Annotated in this window: 10 protein-coding genes; 7 read left to right on the top strand and 3 right to left on the bottom strand. The window is 33.1% G+C overall.

Going from position 1 to position 13,574, the window contains the following annotated elements:
• Nucleotides 1-2 precede the first annotated feature (2 nt).
• The 4 genes from VK164_RS11625 (at nt 3) to VK164_RS11640 (ending at nt 5,957) form a co-directional block, all read left to right on the top strand.
• On the top strand, nt 3-2,393 hold the full coding sequence (locus VK164_RS11625) for a 3-hydroxyacyl-CoA dehydrogenase/enoyl-CoA hydratase family protein (RefSeq protein ID WP_324209515.1): 2,391 nt from the start codon (nt 3-5) through the stop codon (nt 2,391-2,393).
• 45 nt (nt 2,394-2,438) lie between these two features.
• On the top strand, nt 2,439-2,795 hold the full coding sequence (locus VK164_RS11630) for a four helix bundle protein (protein WP_324209516.1): 357 nt from the start codon (nt 2,439-2,441) through the stop codon (nt 2,793-2,795).
• A 45-nt stretch (nt 2,796-2,840) separates the two neighbouring features.
• The gene (locus VK164_RS11635) at nt 2,841-4,028 is read left to right on the top strand and encodes an acetyl-CoA C-acyltransferase (RefSeq protein WP_324209517.1); all 1,188 of its coding nucleotides are present in this window, start codon (nt 2,841-2,843) and stop codon (nt 4,026-4,028) included.
• Between the two features lie 138 nt (nt 4,029-4,166).
• Nucleotides 4,167-5,957, top strand: coding sequence for an acyl-CoA dehydrogenase family protein (locus VK164_RS11640; protein ID WP_324209518.1), 1,791 nt, complete (start codon nt 4,167-4,169; stop codon nt 5,955-5,957).
• 81 nt (nt 5,958-6,038) lie between these two features.
• Here VK164_RS11640 and VK164_RS11645 read toward each other — a convergent pair whose 3' ends face one another.
• Both VK164_RS11645 and VK164_RS11650 read right to left on the bottom strand, forming a co-directional pair.
• A complete protein-coding gene (locus tag VK164_RS11645) occupies nt 6,039-6,731 on the bottom strand; it encodes an SIMPL domain-containing protein (protein WP_324209519.1) in 693 nt (230 codons plus the stop codon).
• Between the two features lie 47 nt (nt 6,732-6,778).
• On the bottom strand, nt 6,779-7,405 hold the full coding sequence (locus VK164_RS11650) for a rhomboid family intramembrane serine protease (protein WP_324209520.1): 627 nt from the start codon (nt 7,403-7,405) through the stop codon (nt 6,779-6,781).
• An 83-nt stretch (nt 7,406-7,488) separates the two neighbouring features.
• On the opposite strand from VK164_RS11650, the gene VK164_RS11655 reads away from it, so the two are divergent.
• Nucleotides 7,489-8,361, top strand: a complete 873-nt coding sequence (locus VK164_RS11655; protein ID WP_324209521.1) for a lysophospholipid acyltransferase family protein — start codon at nt 7,489-7,491, stop codon at nt 8,359-8,361.
• On the opposite strand, the gene VK164_RS11660 is transcribed toward VK164_RS11655, so the two are convergent.
• Complete coding sequence (locus tag VK164_RS11660; protein WP_324209522.1) at nt 8,358-9,845, bottom strand: aminotransferase class V-fold PLP-dependent enzyme; 1,488 nt, start codon at nt 9,843-9,845, stop codon at nt 8,358-8,360. The two genes, VK164_RS11655 and VK164_RS11660, sit on opposite strands and share 4 nt — an antisense overlap.
• A 96-nt stretch (nt 9,846-9,941) precedes the next feature.
• Here VK164_RS11660 and pepT point away from each other — a divergent pair, with 96 nt between their 5' ends.
• Nucleotides 9,942-11,186 carry a peptidase T gene (gene pepT / locus VK164_RS11665; protein WP_324209523.1) on the top strand — a complete coding sequence of 415 codons (1,245 nt, stop codon included), beginning with the start codon at nt 9,942-9,944 and terminating at the stop codon, nt 11,184-11,186.
• Between the two features lie 104 nt (nt 11,187-11,290).
• Nucleotides 11,291-13,528: a M20/M25/M40 family metallo-hydrolase gene (locus VK164_RS11670; protein WP_324209524.1), complete on the top strand. Its 2,238-nt coding sequence runs from the start codon at nt 11,291-11,293 to the stop codon at nt 13,526-13,528.
• Nucleotides 13,529-13,574: the final 46 nt, after the last annotated feature.

Here is a 13,574-nt window from a genome sequence, read left to right on the forward strand (position 1 = left end):
ACATGAAACGAAATATTAAAAAAGTAGCTGTTATCGGTTCGGGTATTATGGGAAGTGGCATAGCCTGCCATTTTGCAAATATTGGTGTAGAAGTCTTATTATTAGACATTGTACCAAACGAACTTACCGAAGCAGAACAGAAAAAAGGATTAACTTTAGAAAGTAAAGTTGTTAGAAATAGATTGGTAAATGATCATCTAGCAAATGCTTTAAAATCAAAGCCTTCTCCTATTTATCATACTAGTTTTGCTAACCGAATTACTACAGGAAACACCACTGATGACATGGCAAAAATTGCCAGTGTAGATTGGATTATTGAAGTTGTAGTAGAACGCTTAGATGTTAAAAAAATTGTTTTTGAACAAATTGACAAATTCAGAAAACCAGGAACTTTAGTAACCTCAAATACTTCTGGTATTCCGATTCAGTTTATGAGCGAAGGAAGAAGCGAAGATTTCCAACAACATTTCTGTGGAACGCACTTTTTTAATCCAGCACGTTACTTAAAATTATTTGAAATCATTCCAGGTCCAAAAACATCTAATGAAGTATTGGATTTCTTAAATGGTTATGGTGAAAAATTCTTAGGAAAAACTTCAGTTGTAGCAAAAGACACACCAGCTTTCATCGGAAATAGAATCGGAATCTTCGGAATTCAAAGTTTATTCCACCAAGTAAAGGAAATGGGATTAACCGTTGAAGAAGTGGATAAATTAACAGGACCCGTTATTGGTCGTCCAAAATCGGCTACTTTTAGAACGGTTGATGTAGTTGGTTTAGATACTTTAGTTCACGTGGCTAACGGAATTTATGAAAATTGTCCAAACGACGAAGCACATGAATTATTCAAACTTCCTGAATTTGTTAACAAAATGATGGAAAACAAATGGTTAGGAAGCAAAACAGGACAAGGTTTCTATAAAAAAGAAGGAAAAGATATCTTAACATTAGATTTAGATACTTTAACTTACAGACCAAATAAAAAAGCTTCTTTCGCAACTTTAGAATTAACCAAAACGATTGAAAAACCAATCGACAGATTCAAAGTTTTAGTAACTGGAAAAGACAAAGCAGGCGATTTCTACAGAAAAAACTTCGCTTCCATGTTCCAATATTGTTCTAATAGAATTCCTGAAATCACAGACGCTTTCTACAAAATCGACGATGCTATGAAAGCAGGATTTGGTTGGGAAAACGGTCCGTTCGAAATTTGGGATGCCATCGGTGTTGAAAAAGGAATCGAATTAATGAAAGCGGAAGGTTATCAACCAGCTGCTTGGGTAACAGATATGTTAGCTTCAGGAAACACTTCTTTCTATTCGATTAAAGATGGAGCAACGCACTTCTACTCTATCATAAACAAAAAAGTAGAGAAAGTTCCGGGTCAGGATGCTTTCATTATATTAAATAACATTCGCGAAAGCAAAAAAATATGGAACAACAGCGATGCAATCATTACCGATTTAGGTGATGGCATCATCAATTTAGAATTTACTTCAAAAATGAATTCTATCGGAGCTGGTGTTTTACAAGGAATCAACAAAGCTATTGATATTGCTGAAAAAGACTACAATGGTTTAGTGATTGGAAATCAAGGCGCTAATTTCTCTGTTGGAGCTAATTTAGGAATGATTTTCATGATGGCTGTTGAGCAAGAATATGACGAATTAAACATGGCTATCAAAATGTTCCAAGACACGATGATGCGTTGTCGTTATTCTGCAATTCCAGTTATTGCTGCTCCTCATGGAATGACATTAGGTGGTGGTTGCGAATTAACCATGCACGCTGACCGAGCTGTTGCCGCAGCAGAAACATACATCGGATTAGTAGAATTTGGTGTTGGAGTAATTCCAGGAGGTGGAGGTTCTAAAGAAATGGCGTTAAGAGCTTCTGATTTATTCCGCAAAAACGACGTAGAATTAAATGTTCTTCAAGAATATTTCTTAACTGTTGGTATGGCAAAAGTAGCCACTTCGGCTTATGAAGCTTTTGATACTGGAGTTTTACAAAAAGGAAGAGATATAGTGGTCGTGAACAAGGACCGTCAAATCGCAACAGCTAAACAAGTAGCGTTACAAATGGCGGAACAAGGTTATACGCAGCCAGTAAGAAGAAAAGACATCAAAGTTTTAGGGAAACAGGCTTTAGGTATGTTCTTAGTAGGAACTGACCAAATGGAAGCTGGTAAATATATTTCTGAACACGATAAGAAAATTGCTAACAAACTGGCTTATGTAATGGCTGGTGGTGATTTATCAGAGGCAACTTTAGTTTCTGAACAATATTTATTGGATTTAGAAAGAGAAGCATTTTTATCATTAACTGGAGAAAGAAAATCTTTAGAAAGAATTCAGTACATGTTAACCAAAGGGAAACCATTACGTAATTAATCGTATAATGCATATTGTAAAATTGTATAATGTAAATTAAATGATATGAATTATTTCAAAGAATTAAAGGTTTGGCAAAAAGCAATTGAATTAGTTACTGAAACATATTTGAAAACACAATCATTTCCTAAAGAAGAAATTTATGGTTTAACTTCTCAAATAAGAAGATGTGCTGTTTCAATTCCATCTAATATTGCAGAAGGTTGTGGTAGAAAAACGGATAAAGACTTTAGCAATTTTCTTGGAATATCTTTAGGTTCTGCATTTGAGTTTGAAACACAACTAATAATTTGCAAAAATTTAGGTCATATAATTGAATCTGATTTCAAATTTTTAGAATCTGAAATACAACATATTCAAAACATGATAATCAAATTACAAAGTACAATTGATTCGAAATAAATCAATATACATTATTCAATATACAATATACTAAATAAAACAACTATGAGTAAAACAGCATATATAGTAAAAGGATATAGAACAGCAGTTGGAAAAGCTCCAAAAGGGGTATTCCGATTCAAAAGACCTGATGAATTAGCGGCAGAAACCATCGAACACATGATGAAGGATTTGCCTGATTTCGACAAAACACGTATTGATGACGTAATGGTAGGAAACGCCATGCCTGAAGCAGAACAAGGCTTGAACGTTGGGCGTTTAATTTCGTTAATGGGATTAAAAATCACGGATGTTCCTGGAGTTACAGTAAACAGATATTGTGCTTCTGGAGTTGAGACTATTGCAATGGCAACGGCTAAAATTCAATCAGGAATGGCAGATTGTATCATTGCTGGTGGTGCTGAAAGCATGAGTTATATTCCAATGGGTGGTTACAAACCAACACCAGATTATAAAGTTGCCGCTGCAGGTCACGAAGATTATTACTGGGGAATGGGTTTAACAGCTGAAGCAGTTGCAAAACAATTCAATGTTTCTCGTGTTGATCAAGATGAATTTGCTTATCAATCACACATGAAAGCTTTAAAAGCGCAAGCAGAAGGGAAATTCGATAAACAAATCGCTCCTATCACAGTAGAACAAACGTTTATCAACGAAAACGGTAAAAAAGAAACAAAATCATACGTAGTGAATAAAGACGAAGGTCCAAGAGCTGGAACTTCTGTTGAAGCTTTAGCTGGATTAAGACCAGTATTCGCTGCTGATGGTTCGGTTACGGCTGGAAACTCTTCACAAATGAGTGATGGAGCGGCTTTCGTATTAATCATGAGCGAAGAAATGGTAAAAGAATTGAACTTAGAACCAATTGCAAGAATGGTAAGCTACGCTGCTTCAGGTGTAGAACCAAGAATCATGGGTATCGGACCAGTTACAGCAATTCCAAAAGCATTAAAACAAGCGGGATTAAAACAAGACCAAATCGATTTAATTGAATTAAACGAAGCTTTCGCAGCTCAATCTTTAGCGGTTGTGAGAGAATTAGGTTTAAATCCTGAAATCGTAAACGTGAATGGAGGCGCTATTGCTTTAGGTCACCCGCTAGGTTGTACTGGTGCTAAATTATCCGTTCAATTATTTGATGAAATGCGATTAAGAAACAGCAAATACGGAATCGTTTCAATGTGTGTTGGAACAGGTCAAGGTGCTGCTGGAATTTTTGAATTTTTGAAATAAAAAAGAAGGAACACAGATTAGAAAAATTAGAGAAATTTTTAAAATTTTATCCATTCATTCAATCTGTGTTCCAAAAAAATAATTAACCAATAAATGATTAGAAATTAAGATTTTCTTTTCTCTAAAAAAATAAAAGTTATGTCAGATATCATCAGAGGAGGACAATTCCTTGTAAAAGAAACAAAATGCGAAGACATCTTCACACCAGAAGACTTCAATGAAGAACAAGTTATGATGCGTGATTCGGTTATCGAATTCGTAGACAAAGAAATTTGGCCAAACAAAGAGCGCTTCGAAAAGAAAGATTACGCTTTAACTGAAGACATCATGCGCAAAGCAGGTGAATTGGGTTACCTAAGCGTTGCTGTTCCTGCTGCTTATGGCGGAATGGAAATGGGATTCGTAAACACCGTTTTAGTTTGTGATTATATTTCAGGAGCAACGGGTTCATTTTCAACAGCTTTTGGAGCGCATACTGGAATTGGAACGATGCCAATTACCTTATACGGAACAGAAGAGCAAAAACAAAAATATGTACCAAAATTAGCTTCTGGCGAATGGTTTGGTGCTTATTGTTTAACAGAACCTGGAGCTGGTTCAGATGCAAATTCAGGAAAAACAAAAGCAGTTCTTTCAGAAGACGGAACGCATTATAAAATCACAGGTGGAAAAATGTGGATTTCTAATGCTGGTTTTTGTAATTTAATGATAGTTTTCGCTAGAATCGAAGATGATAAAAATATTACAGGTTTCATCGTTGAAAATGATCCTTCAAACGGAATTTCAATGGGTGACGAAGAACACAAATTAGGTATTCGCTCCTCTTCTACTCGCCAAGTTTTCTTTAACGAAACAAAAGTTCCTGTAGAAAATATGTTAGCAGGTCGTGGCGAAGGTTTTAAAATTGCTATGAATGCTTTAAATGTTGGGCGTATTAAATTAGCAGCAGCTTGTTTGGAAGCACAACGTAGAACAGTTACTGGAGCGGTACATTATGCTAACGAAAGAGTTCAGTTTAAAACACCTATTTCAAGTTTTGGAGCAATTCAAGCTAAAATTGCTGAAATGGCAACAAATGCTTATGCTGGGGAAAGTGCAACTTACAGAGCAGCTGCAGATATTGAAAACAGAATTAATATTAGAGTAAGTGAAGGGAATTCACACCAAGAAGCAGAATTAAAAGGTGTTGAAGAATTCGCAATCGAATGTTCTATCTTAAAAGTAGCCGTTTCTGAAGATGTGCAAGCTTGTACAGACGAAGGAATTCAAATATTTGGTGGCATGGGATTCTCAGAAGATGCACCAATGGAAAGTGCTTGGAGAGATGCTCGTATTGCAAGAATTTACGAAGGAACTAACGAAATTAACAGAATGTTATCAGTTGGTATGTTAGTGAAAAAAGCAATGAAAGGTCACGTGGATTTATTAGGTCCAGCAATGGCTGTTGCCGAAGAACTAATGGGAATTCCATCATTTGACGTTCCAGATTATTCAGAATTATTTGCTGAAGAAAAAGAAATGATTGCCAAATTGAAAAAAGTATTCTTAATGGTTGCAGGTGCTGCGGTTCAAAAATACGGACCAGAGTTAGAATCACACCAACAATTATTAATGGCCGCTTCTGATATCTTAATCGAAATTTACATGGCTGAAAGTACTATTCTTAGAACGGAAAAATTAGCTAAAAAAGAAGGAGAAGACAAAGTTCAGGAGCAAATTGCTATGGCAAAATTATACCTATATCATGCCGTAGATATCGTGAACCAAAAAGGAAAAGAAGGAATTGTTTCTTTTGCTGAAGGTGACGAACAACGCATGATGTTAATGGGATTAAAACGTTTTACAAAATATACGAATATGCCAAATGTAATTGGTCTTCGTGAAAAAATTGCTGCAAAAATTATTAGCGAAAATAAATACGCTTTTTAATACAGTGATATAATTGGTTTAGTTTGTTAAAAAAAGCCACTACGAATTGTAGTGGCTTTTTTAATGAGATAAAATATGTGATTATTCTAAAACAAAAGTAACTGAAACATTTGCTACAATTTCAATTTCACCAATTGCTAAAGTTTCTCTTTCTGGCATTTGTTCGTAAGCCGTATCAACTGATTTAGCCATTGCAAAAACAGGTTGCGGATAACGTGTATAAGAATTATCCGAAATTAACAACGCTTTACCTACTTTTTGGCCAGATAAAACCGAAACATAGTCATCCGCTTTTTGTTTCGCATCTAGCATAGCTTTTTTCCGTGCTTCTTTTTCAAACTCTTTAATTTTTGATGATTTGAATTCCACACCTTGAATATTATTGATGCCACTATCAACTAAATCCATCATTAATTTATCATATTTTGACAAATCTTTCAAATAAATGGTAATGGTTTGATTGGCCACATAATTGTATTTTTTTGTGTTATAATCGTAATTTTTATACAAGTTTACACGTTGTGTTTGATAATCAGCCGTTGGAATTCCTTTTTGCTTGATTAACTTTAATACTTTGTCAACAGTTTCATCGTTTTTCTTTTTTACTTCTGCGGCTTCTTTACCAGTATTTTCAACAGAAACCGTAATTAAAGCTTCATCTGGAGTTACTTTTATTTTTCCTTCTCCAGAAATACTAATTTGAGGTATTTGTTTTACCTCTTGTGCGTGTACCATAGTTCCCAATAATGTTAGTACTAAAATTAATTTTTTCATAATCTATTCTTTTTATGATTAGTCATTTTCAAGTTTTGTGCCAAAAGTTATAATTTGTTTGTTTTTTCCATAAAAAATAAAACAACAATTGGAACTAACAATGCCAAAACTGTTATGGGTTCGCTTGTTATCAAATAAGGTTCACGAGCTAATGTGATTCCAAAACCACCAATTGCGCCACCAAAATGAGCCACATGTCCGATATTATCACTTTTTGATTTCATCCCATAAATTGATAGTAATAGATAGCCAAATCCAAAAATATAACCTGGAATAAATCCATACATATAAATATTTGGTTCTAATAATATAGCGCTATAAATAACTCCCGTTACTGCTCCCGAGGCACCAACGGCTCTGTAATAATAATCATTTTTATGAAAATATAATGTTAGTAAACTTCCAGCAATTAAACTACCAAAATAGATATATAGAAAATACAAATTACTAAGATTTATAAAAACATAAGGTGCAAACAAGTATAATGTGAACATATTAAAAAATAGATGTTGGAAATCAACATGTAAAAAACCTGAAGTAAATAATCTGAATTGCTCACCTGATTTAATACTTCCGATGTGAAATTCGTGCTTTCTAAAAAATGAAGTATCATTAAATCCTTTATAACTAATGAGCAGGTTTGCAACGATAAGTGCAATCAATATAAAATTCATTATTCTTATTTTTTTGTAAATTTAAGAATAGTTTGGCTAATTAACTTAGAACTAAAAAAGTATATTTGTAAAAAAATATACAAATGCAGTTACTCATCTATTTATTATTATATCCAATACTTTGGTTGATTTCTATACTCCCATTTCCAATTTTCTATTTATTTTCTGACTTTGTTTATTTTTTAACCTATAATTTGATTGGATATAGAAAAAAAACAGTTCGTGCAAATATTGCTTTAGCATTACCCCATTTATCAGATAAAGAAAGACTTAGCATAGAAAAAAAGTTTTATAGTCACATGTGTGATATGTTTTTAGAAATGATAAAAACACTTACCATTTCTCAAAAAGAAGTAGAAAAGCGTTTTACATTTACAAACATGGAGGTATATCATGAACTGGAAAAACAAAACAAAAGTATTGCCTTACTTTGTGCGCACTATGCTAGTTATGAATGGGTAGTTTCAATGAATTATCATATCAATTATAAAGGATTTGGAATTTACAAGAAAATAGCAAACCCTTATTTTGATAAATTAGTAAAACAAATTCGTTCAAAATTTAAAGCCGAATTAATTACTACAAAAGAGACGATTCCAACAATTGCTGAAAATCACAAACAAGGAATTTTGTCATTATATGGATTTGCTAGTGATCAATCTCCAAAACCAAGTGCTGCATATCATTGGGCTTCTTTTATGGGGCATGAAGTCCCTGTTCATACAGGAGCTGAGATGCTAGCAAAACGTTTTGACATGAATGTAATATTTCTTAGAACCAAAAAGATTAAAAGAGGTTATTACCAAGCAAGTTTTGAAGTACTTTCTGAAGATGTAAAATCTGTTCCAAACTATGATATTACGGATAGATTTTTACAACTTGTAGAAGAACAAATTCATGAAGCACCAGAATTTTATTTATGGACGCACAAACGCTGGAAACACAAGAAAAACTAAACTTTAAACCAGTTTTCAACCATTTGCTTTTCAGAATTTAGCGCGTTTGTATGCGTAAATTCATTTGTTTTAGCATTATAAATATAATCTAACTTCCATTCTTTATGATCAACGGCTAAGGATTTGATGCTTTCGCATACATATTGGATTTCTTCTGTAGTAGTTGTTGGATGTATCGACATTCTAATCCATCCTGGCTTTTGAATTAAATCACCAGAACTAATTTGACAAACTAAATTATGTGAAGTTTCTTGGTCTACATGCAGTAAATAATGCCCATAAGTTCCTGCGCAACTACATCCACCACGCGTTTGGATACCAAATTTATCATTCAATAGTTTTACTCCTAAATTATAATGCAAATCATCAATGTAAAAAGAAATTACCCCTAACCTATCTTGGTGTTGATTGGCTAATATGTGTAAATTATCTATTGAATTTAATTCTGAAAAAATATAATCAACGAGTTCATGTTCTCTGTCTAAAATATTTTGTACACCCATTTTTTCCTTCAACTGAATAGCCAAAGCAGTTTTAATCACTTGTAAGAAGCCTGGAGTACCTCCATCTTCTCTATCTTCTATATTGTCAATATATTTATGCTCTCCCCAAGGATTTGTCCAACTTACTGTTCCACCACCTGGGCAATCTGGCACATTGTTTTTGTATAAATTTTTATTAAAAATCAATACTCCCGAAGTACCAGGACCACCTAAAAATTTATGTGGTGAAAAGAAAATTGCATCCAAATAACTTTCAGCATCTTCAGGATGCATATCTATTGTTACATAAGGACCAGAACATGCAAAATCTACAAAACACACACCATTATTTTGATGCATTATTTTAGCAACTTCATGATAAGGAGTTTTTATTCCGGTTACATTAGAACAAGAAGTAATAGAGGCGATTTTAAAACTTCTGTGTTTGTATTTTTCAAGTAATTGTTTGAATTCATTAACGCAAAACAACCCTTCCTCATTGGCAGGAATTACTTCTACATCTGCAATAGTTTCTAACCAAGAAGTTTGATTAGAATGATGTTCCATATGAGAAATGAAAACTATAGGTTTTAAAGCCTCTGGAATTGAAGTAAATTCTTTTAAATTTTCAGGTATACGAAGCCCTAAAATGCGTTGAAACTTATTCACAACACCCGTCATTCCTGTGCCATCAGTAATAAGAATATCATCAACATTTGCATTAACATGGTGCTTAATAATATGACGAGCTTCATGATATGCCATTGTCATAGCAGTTCCAGAAACTGTGGTTTCAGTGTGTGTATTCGCAACAAAAGGTCCAAAATCATTCATTAATTTTTCTTCAATAGGACGATATAATCTACCACTGGCAGTCCAATCCGTGTATATAATTTTTCGTTCCCCAAATGGAGAAATAAACGATTGATTGATACCAATAATATCTTTTCTAAAAGTACTAAAATAACGTTCTAATTCAGTTGTTGTTGCTGTAGTAATCATTGCATTCTAATTTGATTCCAAAGATACATTTTTTTATAAAAACGCATCATTACAATATCATTTGAATTTGTACATTTGTATAAATTTTAAAAATTCATGCAACACATTATCGATCGCTTTATAAGCTACGTAACCATTGATACGGAATCTGACCCAAATTCAGAAACTACACCAAGTACAAAAAAACAACTAGACCTTGCTAATCTTTTAGTTAAAGAATTAAAAGCAATGGGAATGACTGAAGTAACCATAGACAAAAATGGATACGTAATGGCTACTCTAGAAAGTAATGTAAAACATAAAGTTCCAACAATTGGTTTTGTAGCCCATTATGACACAACTCCTGATTTTACTGGTGCTAACGTGAAACCGCAAATTGTAAAAAATTATGATGGTGGTGATATTGTTTTAAATAAAAAACAAAATATTGTATTATCTCCGAGTTATTTCAAAGATTTATTACAATACAAAGGACAAACTTTAATTACAACAGACGGTACAACACTATTAGGTGCTGATGATAAAGCTGGAATTACAGAAATCATGTCGGCAATGGAACATTTAATTCAGCATCCAGAAATTAAACACGGAAAAATTCGTGTAGGTTTTACTCCAGACGAAGAAATTGGACGTGGAGCACACAAATTTGATGTAGAGAAATTTGGTTGCGAATGGGCATACACCATGGACGGAAGTCAAATTGGCGAACTAGAGTATGAAAATTTTAATGCAGCTGGAGCTAAAATCACATTCAAAGGAAAAAGCGTACATCCTGGCTATGCCAAAGGAAAAATGATTAACTCAATGCTTTTAGCCAATCAGTTTATTGCTAAATTACCAAAGAACGAAATTCCTGAAAAAACAAAAGGTTATGAAGGATTTTATCATGTAGTAGGAATCACAGGAAGCATTGAAGAAACTGTTGTTGAGTTAATTATTCGTGATCATAGTGCTAAAAAATTCAAAGAAAGAAAAGAATTTGTTCAAGATTTAGCTGTGAAATTCAATAAAAAATGGAAAAAACAATTTGGCGATGAAATTGTAATTGCTGAAGTAAAAGACCAATATTACAATATGAAAGAAAAAGTAAAACCTGTTTTTCATATTGTAGAAATTGCCGAAAAAGCGATGAAAGAACTTGGCATCAAACCATTAATTAAACCTATTCGTGGTGGAACCGATGGTTGTCAATTATCTTACAAAGGATTACCATGTCCAAATATTTTTGCAGGAGGACATAATTTTCACGGAAAATACGAATATGTTCCAGTCGAAAGTATGGTAAAAGCAACTGAAGTAATTGTAAAAATTGCCGAAATTACTGCTAGCACAAAGAAATAATATAGCAACTCTATTTGAGATAATTATTACAAAAACAAGCATTTTGAATGCTTGTTTTTTTTGTATATTAGCACTCTATTTATATTAATTACAAATAAAACTATATGTCCCAATTAAATTTCAAACAAAATGGTTTATTGATTTTATTGCTTTTTACATCAATTACAAGTTTTGGACAAGAAAAACATTTAAAAAATATCAAACAATTAACTTTTGGTGGAGATAATGCTGAAGCCTACTTTAGTCCAAAAGGAGATAAATTAACACTTCAAGTTACTAACAAAGCATTTGGTGTTTCATGCGACCAAATTTTTATGTTGGATTTACAAGCACAAGAATTTAATGAAAAAAGTTTAGAATTAGTATCTACAGGAAAAGGCAGAACTACCTGTTCATACTACATGCCTGACGGACAACATATTTTATATGCTTCAACTCATGCCGCAGATCATGCTTGTCCTGCTCCTCCAAAACCAATTGATGGAAAATATTTGTGGGCCATTTATCCTGAATTTGATATCTATATTTCTGATTTGAAAGGAAATATCACTAAACAATTAACAAATACACCAGGTTATGACGCTGAAGCTGTTGTTTCACCTGATGGTAAAAAAATTGCTTTCACAAGTATCAGAAGTGGTGACTTAGAACTATACACAATGGATATTGATGGAAGTAATTTAAAACAAATTACATTCGGATTAGGATATGATGGTGGTTGTTTCTTTTCACACGATAGTAAAAAATTAGTATTTCGATCTTCGCGACCAAAAACAGCGGAAGCAATAAAAGAATATAAAGATTTATTAGCACAAAACTTAGTTGCTCCGTCAGAAATGGAGATACATACTTGTAATATCGATGGTTCAGATTTAAAACAAATTACGCATTTAGGTAAAGCCAATTGGGCTCCTTACTTTCACCCATCTGACAAAAAAATTATTTTCTCTTCAAACCATCATTCTACTAGAGGCTATGATTTTCAATTATTTATGATTGATATTGATGGAGAAAATTTGCAACAAATTACTTGGAATAGTGAATTTAATGCTTTTCCTATGTTTTCACCTGATGGTAAAAAATTAGTTTTCTCTAGCAATAGGATGCAAAGTAAACCAAGAGAAACTAACGTATTCATTGCTGATTGGGTCGAAGGTGATGCTGCAGAAATTGCGCAACCAAAATCATTAAAAAAACATATTTCTTATTTATCTTCAGACGAATTACAAGGTCGATTAACTGGTTCTGCTGGAGAGAAAAAAGCAGCAGAATATATTGTAAAAGAATTCAAAGCTTTGGGACTAAAACCTTATGCAAATAAATCATATTTACAAACATTTAATTACAAAGTAAAAGTAAATCCGCACAGCACAAACGCTGCTGATGACAAATCTAATAGTGGAACAAATGTTATTGCTTATTTAGACAATAAAGCATCCAAAACTATTGTAATTGGAGCACATTATGACCATTTAGGATTAAACGAGCACAATCATTCAACCCAACCAAATTCTACAGGAGAAATTCATAATGGTGCTGATGATAATGCTTCGGGTGTAGCGGGTGTATTAGAATTAGCTCGTATGTTTTCTCAAAATAAAACTAAAGAAAATGTCAACTATATTTTTGCTTTATTTTCTGGCGAGGAAGATGGTTTAATTGGTTCAAAACACATGGCTGAAACTTTAAAAACATTATATCCTAATGTGGTTACTATGATAAATATGGACATGATTGGTCGCCTAGATAAAGACAAAAGTTTAGTCGTTGGAGGCATTGGAACTGCTCCAGATTTTTCAAATATTGTAACCAAAAACAAACCGGCTGGATTCAATGTTACATTAGATAATACCGGCCAAGGACCATCAGACCATACTTCTTTTTACTTAAAAGATATTCCGGTGTTATATTTCTTTACAGGAACACATGATGATTACCACAAACCTAGCGATGATGAAGATAAAATCAATTATTATGGTGTAAGAAACATTGTAGATTATGTATTTAGAGTATCAAATGAAATTGCAACTTTAGACAAAATTGAATTCACTAAAACCGCGATGAATGCAGGAAAAACAGTTCCAAAATACAAAGTAACTTTGGGCATTATGCCTGATTATACTGATCATGGAGATGGCTTGCATATTGATGGTGTTACTGAAAACCGCCCTGCACATGCTGCTGGAATTTTAGAAGGAGATATTTTAATAAAAATTGGCGATTGTGAAATCAAAGAAGTATATAGTTATATGGATTGTTTAGCTAAATTAACTGCTGGTGATGAAAAAGATGTTACAATTCTAAGAGCTGGAAAACCAATTACTGTTAAAGTAAAATTTTAAAACAAGAAAGAGGATTTAGTTCCTCTTTTTTTATGAACTCATATTT

Source organism: Flavobacterium sp. (assembly GCF_035299005.1).
Classification (GTDB): domain Bacteria; phylum Bacteroidota; class Bacteroidia; order Flavobacteriales; family Flavobacteriaceae; genus Flavobacterium.